At 74.5% G+C, this 16,456-nt stretch carries 18 protein-coding genes; 11 read left to right on the top strand and 7 right to left on the bottom strand.

Annotated features, from left to right (window positions below; genetic code table 11):
* A partial coding sequence (locus ABZW14_RS30210; protein WP_355353184.1) for a hypothetical protein occupies positions 1-438 on the top strand: 438 nt, incomplete at its 5' end.
* A gap of 64 nt (positions 439-502) precedes the next feature.
* Here ABZW14_RS30210 and ABZW14_RS30205 read toward each other — a convergent pair.
* Positions 503-1,339, bottom strand: a complete 837-nt coding sequence (locus ABZW14_RS30205; protein ID WP_355353181.1) for an undecaprenyl-diphosphate phosphatase — start codon at positions 1,337-1,339, stop codon at positions 503-505.
* Positions 1,336-2,388, bottom strand: a complete 1,053-nt coding sequence (locus ABZW14_RS30200; protein WP_355353178.1) for an LLM class F420-dependent oxidoreductase — start codon at positions 2,386-2,388, stop codon at positions 1,336-1,338. The genes ABZW14_RS30205 and ABZW14_RS30200 overlap by 4 nt, the downstream gene beginning before the upstream one ends.
* A gap of 164 nt (positions 2,389-2,552) precedes the next feature.
* Between ABZW14_RS30200 and ABZW14_RS30195 the strand changes: the two genes are divergently transcribed.
* Complete coding sequence (locus ABZW14_RS30195; protein WP_355353175.1) at positions 2,553-3,524, top strand: aldo/keto reductase; 972 nt, start codon at positions 2,553-2,555, stop codon at positions 3,522-3,524.
* A gap of 91 nt (positions 3,525-3,615) precedes the next feature.
* On the top strand, positions 3,616-3,807 hold the full coding sequence (locus ABZW14_RS30190) for a DUF5703 family protein (protein WP_212836622.1): 192 nt from the start codon (positions 3,616-3,618) through the stop codon (positions 3,805-3,807).
* A 60-nt stretch (positions 3,808-3,867) separates the two neighbouring features.
* Here the strand turns inward: ABZW14_RS30190 and ABZW14_RS30185 are convergent, their stop codons facing one another.
* Both ABZW14_RS30185 and ABZW14_RS30180 read right to left on the bottom strand, forming a co-directional pair.
* Complete coding sequence (locus ABZW14_RS30185; protein WP_091265982.1) at positions 3,868-4,521, bottom strand: hypothetical protein; 654 nt, start codon at positions 4,519-4,521, stop codon at positions 3,868-3,870.
* A 58-nt stretch (positions 4,522-4,579) separates the two neighbouring features.
* Positions 4,580-5,908 (bottom strand): M20/M25/M40 family metallo-hydrolase, encoded by a 1,329-nt coding sequence (locus tag ABZW14_RS30180; protein ID WP_355353171.1) that lies wholly within the window; start codon positions 5,906-5,908, stop codon positions 4,580-4,582.
* Between the two features lie 180 nt (positions 5,909-6,088).
* On the opposite strand from ABZW14_RS30180, the gene ABZW14_RS30175 reads away from it, so the two are divergent.
* The 3 genes from ABZW14_RS30175 (at position 6,089) to ABZW14_RS30165 (ending at position 8,023) form a co-directional block, all read left to right on the top strand.
* The gene (locus tag ABZW14_RS30175) at positions 6,089-6,706 is read left to right on the top strand and encodes a hemerythrin domain-containing protein (protein ID WP_355353168.1); all 618 of its coding nucleotides are present in this window, start codon (positions 6,089-6,091) and stop codon (positions 6,704-6,706) included.
* A gap of 74 nt (positions 6,707-6,780) precedes the next feature.
* A complete protein-coding gene (locus tag ABZW14_RS30170) occupies positions 6,781-7,767 on the top strand; it encodes a LysR family transcriptional regulator (protein ID WP_355353165.1) in 987 nt (328 codons plus the stop codon).
* A 19-nt stretch (positions 7,768-7,786) separates the two neighbouring features.
* The gene (locus ABZW14_RS30165) at positions 7,787-8,023 is read left to right on the top strand and encodes a hypothetical protein (RefSeq protein WP_091265994.1); all 237 of its coding nucleotides are present in this window, start codon (positions 7,787-7,789) and stop codon (positions 8,021-8,023) included.
* A 47-nt stretch (positions 8,024-8,070) separates the two neighbouring features.
* On the opposite strand, the gene ABZW14_RS30160 is transcribed toward ABZW14_RS30165, so the two are convergent.
* Genes ABZW14_RS30160 through ABZW14_RS30150 form a run of 3 tightly spaced genes read right to left on the bottom strand, consistent with a single transcriptional unit; the run spans position 8,071 to position 11,179 of the window.
* The gene (locus ABZW14_RS30160; protein ID WP_355353161.1) at positions 8,071-8,421 is read right to left on the bottom strand and encodes a DUF3140 domain-containing protein; all 351 of its coding nucleotides are present in this window, start codon (positions 8,419-8,421) and stop codon (positions 8,071-8,073) included.
* Positions 8,421-8,594 carry a hypothetical protein gene (locus ABZW14_RS30155; protein ID WP_355353158.1) on the bottom strand — a complete coding sequence of 58 codons (174 nt, stop codon included), beginning with the start codon at positions 8,592-8,594 and terminating at the stop codon, positions 8,421-8,423. Before ABZW14_RS30155 ends, ABZW14_RS30160 begins: the two co-directional genes overlap by 1 nt.
* A gap of 38 nt (positions 8,595-8,632) precedes the next feature.
* A complete protein-coding gene (locus ABZW14_RS30150) occupies positions 8,633-11,179 on the bottom strand; it encodes an ATP-dependent Clp protease ATP-binding subunit (RefSeq protein WP_355353155.1) in 2,547 nt (848 codons plus the stop codon).
* A gap of 118 nt (positions 11,180-11,297) precedes the next feature.
* Here ABZW14_RS30150 and ABZW14_RS30145 point away from each other — a divergent pair, with 118 nt between their 5' ends.
* From ABZW14_RS30145 to ABZW14_RS30125, 5 genes are all read left to right on the top strand, one after another.
* Complete coding sequence (locus ABZW14_RS30145) at positions 11,298-11,675, top strand: hypothetical protein (RefSeq protein WP_355353152.1); 378 nt, start codon at positions 11,298-11,300, stop codon at positions 11,673-11,675.
* A 202-nt stretch (positions 11,676-11,877) separates the two neighbouring features.
* Positions 11,878-12,138: a hypothetical protein gene (locus tag ABZW14_RS30140; protein ID WP_030504016.1), complete on the top strand. Its 261-nt coding sequence runs from the start codon at positions 11,878-11,880 to the stop codon at positions 12,136-12,138.
* Positions 12,139-12,147: 9 nt separating this feature from the next.
* Complete coding sequence (locus tag ABZW14_RS30135) at positions 12,148-13,026, top strand: hypothetical protein (RefSeq protein WP_355353149.1); 879 nt, start codon at positions 12,148-12,150, stop codon at positions 13,024-13,026.
* Positions 13,019-15,691: an FtsK/SpoIIIE domain-containing protein gene (locus tag ABZW14_RS30130; protein ID WP_355353146.1), complete on the top strand. Its 2,673-nt coding sequence runs from the start codon at positions 13,019-13,021 to the stop codon at positions 15,689-15,691. The genes ABZW14_RS30135 and ABZW14_RS30130 overlap by 8 nt, the downstream gene beginning before the upstream one ends.
* Entirely contained in the window at positions 15,688-16,359 is a 672-nt protein-coding gene (locus tag ABZW14_RS30125) for a hypothetical protein (protein ID WP_355353143.1), read from the top strand. Before ABZW14_RS30130 ends, ABZW14_RS30125 begins: the two co-directional genes overlap by 4 nt.
* The last annotated feature ends 97 nt before the right edge of the window (positions 16,360-16,456 follow it).

The following is a 16,456-nucleotide window of genomic DNA, read 5'->3' as shown; positions in this document are numbered from 1 at the left end:
AAGCCGGCCGCCGTCGCCACCGTGCAGGGCGCCCAGTCCCACATCGACCTCAACGCCGAGCAGCTGGCCAACGCCAAGGCGATCATCGCCGCCACCAAGAAGGCCGGCCTGCCCGAGCGGGCCGCGGTCATCTCCATCGCCACCAGCCTGCAGGAGTCGAAGCTGGAGAACCTCGGCCACCTCGGCGACGCCAACGACCACGACTCGCTGGGCCTGTTCCAGCAGCGCCCCTCCTCGGGTTGGGGCACGCCGGAGCAGATCACCAACCCCGAATACTCCACCATGGCGTTCGAGAAGGGCCTCAAGCAGGTCGACGGCTGGGACAAGATGCCGCTGACCGAGGCCGCCCAGACCGTGCAGGTCTCCGCCTACCCCGACGCCTACGCGCAGTGGGAGCAGCAGGCCACCGACATCGTCGCCCACAACTGGAACAGCTGAGCCAACACCACTGGCCGGCACCCCGAACCACGGGGTGCCGGCCAGTGGCATATCCAGGGTCGGCTCAGGTGGCGTTGATCGTGCCGGTGAGGAGCAGGCAGAGGACCAGGGAACCGAGCGCCACCCGGTAGAGGACGAACAGGTAGAGGGTGTGGTGGGCGACGTAGCGCAGCAGCCAGGCGATGGCCGCGTACCCGATGGCGAAGGCGATCACCGTGGCGACCACCATCTGCGCCACGCTCGGCGCGGCGGTGCCGGGCGCGGACGGCTCGAACACGTCCGGGATGCTGAACACGCCGGAGATCACCACGGCCGGGATGGCCAGCAGGAACGAGTAGCGGGCCGCCGTCTCGCGGGTGAGGTTGAGCAGAAGGCCGGCGGTGAGCGTGCCGCCGGAGCGGGAGACACCGGGGATCAGCGCCATGGCCTGGGCGAAGCCCATGATGACGCCGTCGCGCATCCGGAAGTTCTCCAGCGTGCGGGTCTGCCGCCCCCAGTACTCGGCGAACGCCAGCACCAGGCCGAAGAAGATCAGCGTGAAGGAGATCAGCCACAGGTTCCGGCCGGCGGTGCGGATCTGGTCCTTGAACAGCAGCCCGAAGATGCCGATCGGGATGGTGCCGACGATGACGTACCAGCCCATGCGGTAGTCGAGGCTGGAACGCACCGAGCGGTCGAACAGGCCGAGCACCCAGGTGCGGATGATCCGCCAGATGTCCTTGAAGAAGTAGATGAGAACGGCCGCCTCGGTGCCCAGCTGGGTCACCGCGGTGAACGACGCCCCGGCGTCCCGGCCGAAGAAGATCGCCGAGGTGATCCGCAGGTGCCCGGAGGACGAGACCGGCAGGAATTCCGTGAGCCCCTGGACGATGCCCAGGACGATGGCCTCGACCCAGGTCACTCGCCGACTCCGGACAGCTCCAGCGCCTCGGCGACGGTGCGCAGCGTCTGCACGCCGCTGTCCCGGTCCGCCACGAAGAGGGTCACCGACAGGGTGGTCACGCCGGCGGCGGCGTACTCCCGCATCCGCTCCGCGATGCGCTCCTTCGGGCCGAGCAGCGAGGTGCGGTCGATGAACTCCATGGGCACCGCGGCGGCCGCGTCGCGCTGCCGCTTGGCCAGGTAGAGGTCCTGCACCTCGCGGGCGGCGTCGCCGTAGCCCATCCGGGTGGCGAGCTGGTTGTAGAAGTTCTGCTGCCGGCTGCCCATCCCGCCGACGTAGAGGGCGGCGTACCAGCGGACCAGCTCGGCGCAGGTGGCGATGTCGTCGCCGACCACCACCGGCACCGACGGGACGACGTCGAAGCCGGCCAGCTCCTTGCCGGCCCGGGCCCGGCCGGCCCGGACCGAGGCGAGCTGCTCCTCGGCGAACTCGGGGGCGTAGAAGACGGCGAGCCAGCCGTCGGCGATCTCGCCGGCCAGCTCCAGGTTCTTCGGGCCGACCGCGGCCAGGTAGATCGGGATGTGCTCGCGCGGCGGGTGGAAGCCCAGCCGCAGCGCCTTGCCCGGGCCGTCCGGCAGCGGCAGCGTGTAGTGCTCGCCGTCGTACGCGACCTCCTTGCGGGCCACGGCCAGCTTCACGATGTCGACGTACTCCCGGGTGCGGGCCAGGGGCTTGGCGAAGCGGACGCCGTGCCAGCCCTCGGAGACCTGCGGGCCGGAGACGCCCAGGCCGAGCCGGAACCGCCCGCCGGAGAGGGTGTCGATGGTCGCCGCGGTCATCGCGGTCATCGCCGGGGTGCGGGCGGGGATCTGCATCACCGCGGCGCCCACGTCGATCCGCTCGGTCTGGCCCGCCATCCAGGCCAGCATGCTCGGCGAGTCGGAGCCGTAGGCCTCCGCGGCCCACACCACCGAGTAGCCGAGCCGATCCGCCTCCTGCGCCAGCGCCAAATGGTCGGCCGGCGTGCTCCACGCCGTCTGGTATCCGAGGCTGAGCCCGAGTCGCACTGGTCCTCCCACCGTCCGCACCACAGGTCGCATCAGGTTACGCAATGCGCGTGGCCCCGCCGATCACCGGCTCACCCCGAACACGTCACACCCAGGGGAGGTCGCGCAGGAAGTTGACTGCGGCGAGGATATCCGTGACGCCGGGTTCGAAATAAGGTTCACCCATGCAACAGCGACCGCTCGGCCGAAGCGGGCTGGCGGTTTCGCGGCTCGCGCTCGGCACCATGACCTGGGGACGGGACACCGATGCCGACGACGCGGCCGCCCAGCTGAAGAGTTACCTCGACGCGGGCGGCAACCTCGTGGACACCGCCGACGTGTACGCCGACGGCGACGCGGAGTCGGTGATCGGCTCCCTGCTGGGCAGCCTGGTGCCCCGCGACGACCTGCTCATCGCCACCAAGGCGGGGCTGCGGCCGGGCAGCGGCCGCCGCCGGGACGGCTCCCGGGGGCACCTGCTGCGCACCCTGGAGGCGTCGCTGCGCCGGCTCGGCACGGACCACGTCGACCTGTGGCAGGTACACGGGTACGACCCGCACACCCCGCTGGAGGAGACCCTCTCCGCGCTCGACCACGCGGTGTCCAGCGGCAAGGCCCGGTACGTCGGGGTGTCGAACTTCTCCGGCTGGCAGACCGCCCGTGCCGCCGCCTGGCAGGCCGCCTGGCCGGGACGGGCCCCGGTGGTGGCCGCCCAGGTCGAGTACTCGCTGCTGGAGCGGGGCGTGGAGCGTGAGGTGCTGCCCGCCTGCGAGGGCCTGGGGCTGGGCGTGCTGCCCTGGTCGCCGCTGGGTCGCGGGGTGCTCACCGGCAAGTACCGCAACGGCCGCCCGGCGGACTCCCGGGCCGTGTCCCCGCACTTCGAGCGCTTCGTCGCCACCTACCTGGAGCCGCGCTGCTCCAGCATCGTGGAGGCGGTCGCCATCGCGGCCGGCGGCCTGGGCGTGTCGCCGCTGGAGGTGGCGCTGGCCTGGATCCGGGACCGGCCCGGCGTGACCGCGCCGATCCTCGGCGCCCGGACCGTGGGGCAGCTCCTCGGCGCGCTCCAGGTGGAGCGGATCACCCTGCCGGAGGAGATCGTCACCGCGCTGGACGACGTCTCGGCCGTGCCGATCGGCTACCCGGAACGGGACGGCTGAGCCGTCCGACGGGGCCCGGGTGGGCGAAGAGGCGACGGGGGTCACCGTCAGGGGGTGGCGGCGGGCTGCCGGGCTGGGCAGCATAGAGGCCATGGACTACGAATACGCGCCGCTGCGGTTGCCCTCGAATGTCGATCGGTTGACCGCCGCGGCGCAGCTGGCGATCCAGGCGGAGTTCTCCGGCTGGGAGTTGGCCCGGGTGCGGCTGTACCGGGACGGCACGCGGCAGGTCATGCTGCGCCGCCGCCTGGTCAACCAGCCACAGCCGGGCCTCTCGTACTGACGGCGGCCGGGCGGGAGCGTCCCCGGGGCCACCACACGGTGGGCCCCGGGGCGGCACTGCCTAGTGGGCGTGGTCGTGCTCCTCGTCGAGCTCCAGGAACGGGTGCTCGTCGAGCCGGCCGACGAGCCGGTCGTCGGCGGCCGGCTGGAACGGGCCGACCGGGTCGTCGTCGTCGAAGGACTCCAGGTCGACCGGGGTGCCGACCTCGCTGACCATGACGACACCGTCGAGCGGCTCCAGCTCCGGCACGTCCAGCGCGGAGAGCGAGCCGTCGCCGCTCTGCAGCAGCTCCAGCACGGCCTCGCCGACCCCCTCGACCGCGGCCGGCTCATCCTCCTCCGGGGTGCCCTCGCGGCGGGCCGCCTCGGCCGCCCTGATCAGCGCGGAGACGCTGGGCACGCGGTAGTCCCGGCGCTGCCGCACCGAGATCACCCGCGGGTGCGGGTCGGTCGCCTCGACGCCCTCGGCCCCGCCGAAGCGCTCGTCAGCCTCGTCCGGGTCGATCGACTCGACGTCCCACGGTGTCACCTCGCCGAACGCGTCGAGCAGCTGCTCGTCGTAGGCGAACGAGGCGTTGTTCAAGTTGACGTACGCCTGCCAGACGGCGTCGTCGTCGATCCGGCCCTGAGCGGCGCGGACGGCGGCCAGGTGGGCGCGGGCGGCGTCGATCACCCGCTCGAGGGCGGCGTCCAGCTCACCGTGCTGGTCGGTCATGTGAGGCAGTCCCTTCGCGATGGGAGGTTCCGCGCCGGCGGCGGCGCGGCGGGCACCGTCAGCAGCTGCGGAGAAAGCGGTCCAGAACCCGCACGCCGAACTGTAGTCCGTCCAGCGGAACCCGCTCGTCGATGCCATGGAACAGGCCGGAGAAATTGAGGTCGGCGGGCAGCCGCAGCGGCGCGAAGCCGAAGCACCGGATGCCGAGCTGGGAGAACGCCTTGGCGTCCGTGCCGCCGGAGAGCATGTACGGCACCGGCCGGGCGCCCGGGTCCTCGGCACACAGGGCGGCGGACATGGCCTCGACCAGGTCGCCGTCGAAGGTGGTCTCCAGGGCGGGCTGGCGCTGGATGTACTCGATGGCGATGTCCGGCCCGACCAGCTCGCGCAGCTGCCGCTCCAGCAGCTCGCTCTGCCCGGGCAGGCTGCGGCAGTCGATGGTGGCGGTGGCCCGGCCCGGGATGACGTTGTCCTTGTAGCCGGCGGCCAGCCGGGTCGGGTTGGCGGTGTTGCGGATCGTCGCGCCGATGATGTTGGCGATCGGGCCGAGCTTGGCGATCGCGGTCTCCGGGTCGTCCGGATCGATCTCGATGCCGAGGACGTCGGAGACCTCCGCCAGGAACGCGCGCACGGTGTCGGTCATCACCACCGGGAAGCGGTGCCCACCGATCCGGGCCACCGCCTCGGCGAGCGCGGTGACGGCGTTGTCGTCGTGCACCATCGAGCCGTGGCCGGGGCGGCCCTTGGCGTGCAGGCGCAGCCAGTCGATGCCCTTCTCGGCGGTTTCGATGAGGTAGAGCCGCCGCTGCTCGTCGACGGAGTAGGAGAAGCCGCCGACCTCGCCGATGGCCTCGGTGCAGCCGTCGAAGAGGTGCCGGTGCCGCTGCGCGAGGAAGTGCGCGCCGTAGTCGCTGCCGGCCTCCTCGTCGGCGGTGAAGGCGAGCACGACGTCCCGGGACGGGCGGATCCCGGCGCGCTGCCAGCCGCGGACCACGGCCAGCACCATCGCGTCGAAGTCCTTCATGTCGATGGCGCCGCGGCCCCACAGGTAGCCGTCGCGGATCTCGCCGGAGAACGGGTGCACCGACCACTCGTCGGGGTCGGCGGGCACCACGTCGAGGTGGCCGTGCACGAGCAGCGCGTCCCGTCCCGGGTCGGTGCCGGGGATCCGGGCGACCAGGTTGGCCCGGCCCGGCGCGGACTCGATGAGTTCCGCGTCGACGCCGACCTCGGCGAGCTTCTCGGCGACGTACTCCGCCGCCCGGCGCTCCCCGACGCTGGTGTCGTTGTCCCCGGTGTTGGTGGTGTCGATGCGCAGCAGGTCGCGGCAGAGGTCCACGACCTCGTCGGTGGGGTCGGGCCGGGCGGAGGCGGGGTCGCTCGTCATCGCTTCTTCATACCAGCCGGTCCGGCCGGCCGGTCGACCCCGGTCGGGCCGCGGTTTCGCGGATCGCGGGCGCGGGTACCGCCGGACCACCACGCCCGTCGATCGGCTGTCCCGGGCCGGGGCGCGGCGTCAGACGCGCCGGGTGCGGATGGCCGTAGCCGCCACCTGAAGGAGGGCACCATGACCGTCCCCCTGCCGCCGTTGCCGCCCGCCGCCGACGACGCGTACCGGCCGGGCGGCCGGAGCCTGGCCGACCTCGTGGACCGGGAGCACCGCGCGCTGCTCGGGCTGGCCGCGCAGGCCACCGACGCGGCCCTGGAGCCGGCACGCCGCCGCGAGGTGCTGGACGTGCTGACGGCCGCGGTGTCCCGCCACCTCTCCGCCGAGGAGCAGTATCTCTTCCCGGCCGCCCGGGCCGCCGTCCCGGAGAGCGCCGAGCTGGTGGACCGGGAGATCGAGGCGGACGCCGCCCTGCTGACCGCGCTGAAGGGACTGTCCGGACCGGACGACCCGGCGGTGGCCGACGTCGCCGAGCGGGTGCGCCGGCACGTGAGCCGGGTCGCCGCGCTGGTGACGCCGTTGCGCGAGGTGGCCAGCGACGCGGAGCTGATCCGGCTGGGCAACCGGTGGGAGATCGCCGAGGAGGCCGCGCCGACGCGCCCGCACCCGGGCACCCCGGCCACCCCGCCGTGGAACAAGATCGTCGAGCCGGCGGTGGGTGTGCTGGACAAGGTGCGCGACGTGGTCAGCGGGCGGCGGACCCGGCTGGCGGACCTGGAGCGCCCGCGCGACCTCTGACCACTGCCCCATACAGCTATACCGATGCCCGAAGACCCTTCCGCGCAGCCGCTGGGTGGTCCTACCGTCACCCTATGAATCTGGAGCTGCGACACCTGCGGGTGGTGTGCGCGATCGCGGAGACGGGGAGCGTCACCAAGGCGGCCTCGACGCTCGGCCTGGCCCAGCCGGCGCTGACCGCCCAGCTCCAGCGCATCGAGCGGACCCTGGGCGGGCCGCTGTTCGAGCGGGATCGCCGGGGCGCCCGGCCCACGGCGCTGGGCGAGCTGGTGCTGGACCGGGCCCGGGTGCTGCTGCCGGCCATGAAGGGCCTGCAGGACGAGGCGGCGCGGCTGGCCGGGGCGGGCGACCGGCTGAGCCGCTACCGGTTCGGCGGGGTGAACAGCCCGATCCTCGGCCGGCTGGTGCACCGGCTCGCCGCCGAGCGCCCCGACGTGCAGATCACCACGTACGCGTCGTGGTCGGTGGACGAGCTGGCCCAGCTCGTGGCCGGCGGGCGGCTCGACTTCGCGCTCAGCGGGGTGTGCGGCGACGCCACCCCGTCGGCGGAGTCCGGGCTGAGCTGGCGGGAGGTGGCCGTCGACCCGGTCTTCGTGCTGCTGCCGCAGACCCACCCGATGGCCGGCCGCGACGAGGTGCGCCTCGTCGACCTGCGACGCGAGCAGTGGGTCGCCGCGCCCGGCGACGGGTGTTTCGGCGACTGCTTCGCCGCCGCCTGCGCCCGCGCCGGCTTCACCCCCCGCAAGGTCTACGAGGCGGACGTGCGGGCCTGCCTCGACCTGGTCGACGCGGGCGAGGCGGTGGCGCTGTGCCAGGCCACCTTCCGCCCCGTGGCCGGCCTGGTGACCCGCCGGCTGGCCGGGACGCCGCTGCGCTGGCGGCTGCTGCTCGGCTGGCACCCGGACGCCCCGGCGGCCCGGGTCGCCGAGCCGGTGCTGGAGACAGCGGTGTCGGCGTACACCGACGCGCTGGCGAACCACCCGGACTATCTGGCCTGGCTGCTGGCCCACCCTGACTTCGGCGCACAGCCGACTGGCGCGGGCGGGGTGCGAACCGCCTGAGCGCGGGTATCTGGGCGGCATGACTGATCTGTACCCGGCCGCCGACCAGCGGGAGCTGCTGCGCCAGGCGGCCGCCGCGCACACCGCCGCGTCCGCCGACCTGGAGGCGTTCCTGCGCCGGCTGCCCGAGGTTCCCGAGCCGGCCGACATCACCGAGTTCGCCAACCTGCTCAGCCGGGAGGAGCGGGCCCGCGGCGAGCGGCAGGACGCGGCCGACGCGGCAGGGCTGCAGCTGCCGAGCATGGAATCGGAGTAGACCGACGGCGGCACCCGGGACGCTCCCGGGTGCCGCCGTGTTGAAGGTCAGCGTTCGATGAGGACGTCGTGGCCGAGGTCGAGCAGGGAGTGCCGCCACTCGTCGTCGGCGTTGCCCCGGCTCGGCTTCGCCGCGCTGAGCGTGCGGATCCGTTCGATGGCGTCCCGCATCACCTCGATGTCCTCCGGGGTCAGGTCCACCTTGCGCTTGGTGAGCACCTGGAGGATCCGCCGCCCCGGTTCGGGCAGGTCGAGATCCGGGTTCGGGCCGAACGCCTCCTCCCCCGAGCCCCGGGTGAGCAGCCACCGCCGCAGCTGCTCGGAGGGGACGTTCACCTCGGCGTGGAAGTCGTCCCAGATCACCTCGACCTCTGGATCGAGTCGCGCCTCGCGTACCATCACGCCTCCTCTCCCGGCGGCGGCCCGGACGGCGTCGGGTCGCCCTCGTCCTTGTCGGTGTGCTGCTTCACGCCCTCCGGCGGCACCTTGACCCGGGCGGGGTTGGCCGTCGGGGGCGTGACGATGGGTTCGCTGCGCTCGGTGTCCTCCTGGGTCTCCTCGGGTTCGGTCATGTCCGCCCTCCGATCCGTCGGGGCTCGGGCGTCGTCCCTCATCGCGGATGGGACGTGGCCGCCGCGGTGTAGCCGCGGTCGCCGGCGGTCACGTCGAAGGCGAGCTGGCCCTCCCGGGCGTCGACGGTGATCTGCTGGCCGGGCGAGATCTCGTTCTCCAGCAGCATCCGGGACAGCCGGTTGTCGACCTCGCGCTGGATGACCCGGCGCAGCGGCCGGGCGCCGAACTCGGGCTGGTAGCCGTGCTCGGCGAGCCAGTCCACGCCGGCGGTGGTGAACTCGACCCGGATGTCCTGGGCGTGCAGCCGGCGGCGGGTCTCCTCCAGCAGCAGCCCGGTGATCTCGCGCAGCTGCTCGGCCTCCAACCGCTGGAAGATGATCACCTCGTCGATCCGGTTGATGAACTCGGGCCGGAAGTTCTCCTGCAGGCGGCGCATCAGCCGCTCGCGCAGTTCGCTGGTCTGCTGCTCGCCGGGCTCGCCGGCCCCGAAGCCGACGGTGCGCTGGGTGCCGGTGATCAGCTCCGAACCGAGGTTGCTCGTCATGATCAGCACGGTGTTCTTGAAGTTGACCGTGCGCCCCTGGCTGTCGGTGAGGCGGCCGTCGTCGAGCACCTGGAGCAGGATGTTGAACACGTCCGGGTGGGCCTTCTCGATCTCGTCGAGCAGCACCACCGCGTACGGGCGGCGGCGCACCGCCTCGGTGAGCTGGCCGGCCTCCTCGTAGCCGACGTACCCGGGAGGCGCACCGACCAGCCGGCTGACCGTGTGCCGCTCCTGGAACTCGCTCATGTCCACCCGGACCATCCGGTCGGCCTCACCGAACAGCGCCTCGGCGAGCGCCCGGGCCAGCTCGGTCTTGCCGACACCGGTGGGCCCGAGGAAGAGGAAGCTGCCCATCGGCCGGTCCGGGTCGGCCAGCCCGGTACGCGAGCGGCGGACCGCCTCGGCCACCGCGCTGACCGCCTCGTCCTGGCCGACGACCTTCTCGTGCAGGTGCCCCTCCAGGCGCAGGAGCCGGTCCCGTTCCTCCTCGGTGAGCTGGTTGACCGGGATGCCGGTGGCCCGGGAGACCACCTCGGCGATCTCCCGCGGCCCGACCTCGGGCACGTGGCTGGGGCCCTCGTCGCCGCGGGCGCGGCGGATCTGGTCCTCCAGTTCGGCCAGCCGGTCGCGCAGCGTGGACGCCCGCTCGTACTGCTCGTCGGAGACGGCCTGCTCCTTGTCCCGGCGTACGTCGTCGAGCTGCTGCTCCAGGTCGCGCACGTCGGCGGCGGGCGTGCGGGTGCGCAGCCGCACCCGGGCGCCGGCCTGGTCGATGAGGTCGATCGCCTTGTCGGGCAGGTAGCGGTCGGTGACGTACCGGTCGGAGAGCTCGGCGGCGGCGACCAGCGCCTCGTCGGTGAAACGGACCTGGTGGTGCGCCTCGTAGCGGTCGCGCAGCCCGCGCAGGATGGCGATGGTGTCCTCGACGCCGGGCTCGGGCACCAGCACCGGCTGGAACCGGCGGGCCAGGGCCGCGTCCTTCTCGATGCTCTTGCGGTACTCGTCCAGCGTCGTCGCGCCGATCACCCGCAGCTCACCGCGGGCCAGGGCGGGCTTGAGCATGTTGGACGCGTCCATACCGCCCTCGCTGCCGGCGCCGCCCGCGCCCACCAGGGTGTGGATCTCGTCCAGGAAGATGATCAGCTCCTCGCGGTGGGCGCGGATCTCGTCGATCACCTTCTTGAGGCGCTCCTCGAAGTCGCCCCGGTAGCGGGTGCCGGCGACCAGTCCGGCCAGGTCGAGCTGGATGACCCGCTTGCCGATGAGGGTCTGCGGGACGTCGCCGTCGCAGATCCGCTCGGCGAGCCCCTCTACGATGGCGGTCTTGCCGACGCCGGCCTCACCGATCAGCACCGGGTTGTTCTTCGTGCGCCGGGACAGGATCTCCACGGCCTGCTCGATCTCGTCGGCCCGGCCGATCACCGGGTCAATCTGGTCCATCCGGGCCAGGTCGGTGAGGTCCTGGCCGTACTGGTCGAGGGTGGGGGTGCCGCGGTCCGGCTTCGGGCCGGTCATCGGGCCGCGCTCGGCGCTGGCCGCCTGCAGCGACTCGGGCTGGATCCGCCCCGCGGCGAGCATCCGGCCGGCCGGCGACTCGGGGTTGAGCGGCAGGGCCATGAGGATGTGCTCGGGACCGATGTAGTTGGCGCCCATGGCCCGGGAGAGCTGGTGGGCGTCGAGCAGCGCCCGCTTGGCCGCCGGGGTGAGCGACAGGTTGGGCGGGACCTCACCCCTGGGCGCGCCGTCACCGCGCCCGCCGAGGGCGTTGACCAGCGCGTCCGGGTCGGCGCCGGCCCGCCGGACCAGGTCGCGCAGCGGCTCGCGCTGCAACGCCGCCCACAACAGGTGGTCGGTGTCCAGGTCATTGCTGTGCTTCTGGGCCGCGCGGCGGGCGGCGTCGGCCAGCATCTCCCGCGCGTCGGCGGTCATCAGCCGGGTGATGTCGACCCGGTGCGCCGGCCGGCGTCCCCCCTCACCCCGCCCGAAGTACCGGGCCAGGAACTCGTCCCACGGGTCGTTGCCGAAGTCACCGGGTCCCATCAGTTCTCCTCCGCAGTCGGTCGGCACGGCCGCCGGGGCGCGACATGAGCGCGGCACGGTCGGCGGTGGCTACCCGGCGGTCGGCGCGACAAACGCGGGCGGGTGGCACGCTGGGGACATGGAGACCACTCCCTTGCTGATCGTCGACGGCGCGAACGTGGTGGGTTCGCGCCCGGACGGCTGGTGGCGGGACCGGGCCGGTGCGGCCGCCCGGCTGCGCGACGCGCTGGTGCCGGTCGCCGCGGCGGGCGTGCCGCCGGAGCTGCCGCCGCCCGTCGAGGTGGTCCTGGTGGTGGAGGGCGCGGCCCGGAACGTCCCGGCGGTGCCCGGCGTCGCCGTGGTCTCCGCGCCCGGCTCCGGCGACGACACCATCGTGGCGCTGGTCGCGGCCGCGCCAGAGCGCCGGCGGGCGGTGGTCACCGCCGACCGGGAGCTGCGGGCCCGGGTGGGCGCGCTCGGGGCCGAGGTGTACGGGCCGCGCCGCCTGCCCCGCTGACCGGTCTCCGGCACTGCCGTACGTCCCGTGGGCGGGACCCGGCGGTCCGCCGGCGGGATCGGTCGGAACCGACCGTGCAGCGCCTTCCCGCACGTCAGGCCGGTAATCGGACACCCGGGCAGGAACGCCGCGAGGGTGGATGTTCGCCCACCCGTCGGGATGGGTTGTAATGGAGATCTCCCCCGCCCCCAGGAGGTCCCCCGTGGCGAGCGTCGCCGAGCTGAAGGCAGCGATCGATGTCGCTCTCCAGCAGATAGGAGACGGGCAGACAGCCGTGCAGGCGGCCGGCGAGAAGCTGGCCGAGGCACAGCAGACCCTGGCCGGCGCGCTGGAGGGCAGCGGCCACGAGACCGTCGAGGCGGCCCAGGCCTCGCTGACCCAGGCCAGCCAGGAGCTGGAGGAGTGCCTCGCCGCCACGCTGGTGGCGGTCGAGCAGGCGCAGCTCTACGTCGCCACCCTCTGAGGACCGGCCGTGTCCATCGTCGAGGACATCGGCGCGCAGGTCCGCGCCGCCGCCGAGGAACTGCCCCTGGCCCAGCTCGCCGCCGCGCTGGAGAAGTTCGGCCAGGCCACCGAGCGGCTGCGCTGGGTGCGCCAGGAGTCAGCCAACCCCATGGGGGTGCCGGAGCTCTCCGCCGCGACCGAGCACGCCGAGACCGCCGGGTACGCGCTGCGGGTGGCGCAGGAGCAGCTGTCGGCGTACCTGGCCGCGATCGGGCTGGCCGCCGACGGTGCGCCCGCGCCGACGGCCGGGGACCGGCGGCCCCGGCACGACGCACCCCGCGGCGACGTCGCGCCCCCGGCACCCGAGGCCGCCCCCGAGCGCGACGAGCAGCCCGCGGTACGCCGCTGGTGGGCGGTGCGGGTCGCGGAGCTCACCGGCGGCCGGGAAGGCGCGCCGGACGAGCCGGACGAGCGGGTCGAGGACTCCCGCGAGCTGCTGCGCCGGGTGGTGACCGGGATCCGCGCCGGCGACCGGGACCGGCTGCACCGGGAGCTGCGCCGGGCGCACGCCGACGTCGGGCTGGGACTGGCCGCGATCGCCCCGCCCATGCTCCGGGGCCTGGCCGGCGAACTGCTCGGCCACCCGCCGCGCGCCGACGACCTGGGCCGGCTGCGCCGGGAGCTGGACGGGCGGGTCCGCGACCTGCTGCCCGGCCTTCCGCCGCCGGTGCTCGACACCCTGCTCACCCGGGTCTGCCGGATGCCCCCGCCGCGCCGCGACGAGCAGGAGCAGCCGCACGCCGCCGACCCGGCCGTCACCGCCGGGGTGGTCACCGGAGTGCTGCTCGACCGGCTCGGCCGCGACCTGCCCAAGGACACCGACGACCGGGAGCCGTCCCGTGGCTGACGTCCGCGCGCAACTCGTCACGCGGGTCCGGGGGATGCTCTCCGAGGCCCTCGGCGCCACCCGCAACCGCCTCGCCGACGCCGACGCCGACCTGGCCGCCGGCCGCGACCGGCTGGCCCGGGTACGGCGGGCCGCCGCGGCCGTGCCCGAACGGGTGGGCGCGCAGCGGGACCGCCGGCTCGCCGAGATCGACACCCGGCACGCCGCCCGGATCGCCGAGCTGGCCCGCCGGGCCGCCGCCGCGGCCGGCCGGGAGGCACCCGGTGCGGCCTCCGCGCCGTGGGACCGCTGGCAGGCCACCCCCGCCGCCCGGGCCGAGCCACCCGGCGCGGTCCGGATCGGCACGGTACGCATCGCCGGCGCCGAGCCGGTGCCGGCACTGGTTCCGCTGCTCGACGCCGGACACGTGCACCTCGCCGGCAGCGACCGGGAGGGCGTCGCCGCGGTCGTGCCCGCGCTGCTGCTGCGCTCGGTCGGCCGGGCCGACCCCGGCACGGTCCGGCTCTTCGGGTACGACCCGGAGCACCTGGGCGGCGGGCTGGCCGGCTTCGCCCCGCTCGGCACCGCCGGGCTGCTCACCTTCGTCGGCCCCGGCGGCCTGGGCCGGCTGCTCGACGACCTCGTGGAGCAGATCCGCCGGATCAACGAGACCGTGCTGGCCGGCGAGTACGCGTCGCTGCGCGAGCTGGCCGCCGCGACCGGCCGGCGCCCGGAGCCGTGGCGGGTGGCGGTGCTGCTCGGCGGCGACGAGCTGACCCGGCACGAGCGCGGCCAGCTCGACCGGGTCGTGCGCACCGGGGCGGCCTGCGGTGTGCACCTGGTGGTCCGCGGCATCGACCTGCCCGACGGGCCGACCGTCACCCGGGTGGTCGTCGACCCGGACGACGCCCGGATCGGCGGCCTGCCGGTGGCGCTCGACGCCCCGCCACCGGCCACGCTGGTCACCGAGACCTGCCGCGACGTGGCCTCCCGGGTCAACGCCGGCCCGCCCCCGGCGCCCTTCACCGACCTGCTCCCCCCGACCGGGGAGTACTGGCGGGAGGACTCGGCACACGGGCTGACCGCGCCCATCGGCGAGGGCCCGCACGGGCGGCCGGTGCTGCTCACCCTCGGCGACTACCCGCCGCACGCGCTGATCGGCGGCCCGTCCGGCACCGGTAAGACCAACCTGATCTTCGCGTGGATCGGCGCGCTCGCCGCCCGCTACTCCCCCGCCGAGCTGGAGTTCTACCTGCTCGACTTCAAGGAGGGGGTGTCCTTCGCCCGGTTCGCCCAGGGCCGGCGGGACCCCAGCTGGCTGCCGCACATGCGGCTGGTCGGGATCAACGTCAACACCGACCGCGAGTTCGGGCTGGCGCTGCTGCGGTTCCTCGCCGAGGAGCTGCGCCGCCGGGCCGACGCCGCGAAGAAACACGAGGTCACCAAGCTGGCCGAGCTGCGCGCCGTGGACCCGACCGGGCACTGGCCACGGATCGTGGCCGTGGTCGACGAGTTCCAGGCGCTGCTCGCCGGCCGGGACGTGGTCGCCCGGGAGGCCGCCGACCTCCTGGAGGACCTGGCCCGGCGGGGCCGCTCGCAGGGCATCCACCTGGTACTCGCCTCGCAGGACGTGCGCGGCATCGAGGCGCTGTGGGGGCGACCCGCCCTGGTCGCCCAGTTCACCCTGCGCATCGCGCTGCCCAAGGCGCTACGGATCCTGGCCGAACGCAACGACGCCGCGCAGTCACTGCCCCGGCACCACGCCGTGGTCAACGCCGAGTCCGGACTGGCCGAGGGCAACGAGGTGGCCCGCATCCCGTCCGCCGGTGACTGGGAGACGTGGAGCCAGCTCCAGCACCGGCTGTGGCGGATGCGCCCGCAGGACGCCGCCCCGGCCCGCCTCTTCGACGGCGACGCGATCCCGAGGCTGGCCGAGGCGCCCGACTTCCGCGCGCTGACCGCCCCCGAACAGGGGGTACCCCGCAGCCCGGTGGCGCTGCTCGGCGAGATCATCGACGTGCAGGCCCGCTCGGCGGCGCTGCGCCTGCCCCGGGCCCCCGGGCGGAACCTGGCCGTGCTCGGCACCCGGGTCGACGAGGCGTGCGCCGTGCTCGACGCCGCCGCCCGCTCCCTCGCCCGGCAGTACCGCCCCGGCACCGCCCGGTTCTCCATCGCCTGCCTGGACCCGGACGCCGACCCGGCCGCCCGCGCCCTCTACGAGGACCTGGCCGACGACGCCGCCTGGTACGACGAGGAGACGGTGCCCGAGCTGATGGCCGAGGTGGGCGACACGCTCGGGAGCCCGGGCACCCCGCAGACCCCGCATTTCCTGCTGCTGTACGCGGTGGACGCGGCGGCCGGCCAGCTCGCCGGGAAGGCCGGCCGGCGGACCGGGCTGGAGCAGCTGCGCCGGATCCTGCACGACGGGCCGGAACGGCGTACCCACGTGCTGGCCTGGTGGCGCGGCGTGGCCCGGATGCGGGTGGACCTGGGCGGGCCGGCGGCGCGCACCGACCAGATCGGGGCCTGGGTGGCGCTCGACGTCCAGGGCGCCGAGCTGGGCTCCTCGCTCTATCCGGGCACCGGCGGGCCGGACTGGTACCCCCGCCCGTGGCGGGGCCTCTACTTCGACCGGGCGGTGCACCGCACCGGACAGGTGATCATCCCTTATGGTCCCTCCCGATGAACGAACCGGTCGCCAGTGAGACGTACGCCGCCCAGGTCCGCCGGCTCGCCGAGCTGACCGCCCGGGTGGCCGCCCAGCGTGCCGAGGCGCACGACTGGTACGCCCAGCAGGTCGCCGCCGCCGACCGCGCGGTGGCCGACGCCGCCGAGCAGGTGCGGCAGGCCGAGGCGGAGGTGGCGGAGGCGCAGCGGATGGTGGAGCGGGTGGACGGCGAGACCGCCCACCTGTGGGGGCAGCTCCGCGCCCGGATCGGCGCGGGCGGCCGGCGGCTGGGTGATCCGCCCGGGCCGGCCCGCGACGCCACCGGCGACCCGGTGCCGCTGCTGCGCGGGGTGCGCGAGCTGCTGGACCGGACCCGGCAGCCCGGTGAGCTGCCCGGTTCGGCGAACCCGCTGCTGATCGGGTGCGGGATCGGCGGCGCGCTGGTGGCGTACGCCCTGGGCGAGGGAGCCCGGGCGCTGGGCGCCGGCTCGGGCGGGGACCTGGCGGTCGGCATGCCGGTGTTGGCGCTGGTGGTGACGCTGCTCGGCCCGCTGGTGGGGCTGGCGCCGGCCCGGCTGCTCGCCGACCGCCGCCACGCCGTGCTGACCCCCCGCCCGATCCTCCTGGTCGCCGCCACCGGCCTGGCCACGACCGCCCTCCTGCTGGCCCTGACAGCCACCCGCTGACCGGGCCCGCCGCCGCCCGCCGCCCCGGACGCGGTCGATCATGAAGTTGGCGGCGTCGGCGACGGCGTGTCGTGCCGCCGACTTCATGATCACCGGG

This window comes from Micromonospora sp. NPDC004551 (assembly GCF_040609975.1).
Lineage (GTDB): Bacteria > Actinomycetota > Actinomycetes > Mycobacteriales > Micromonosporaceae > Micromonospora.
This window is presented reverse-complemented; position numbering and strand designations above follow the sequence as displayed.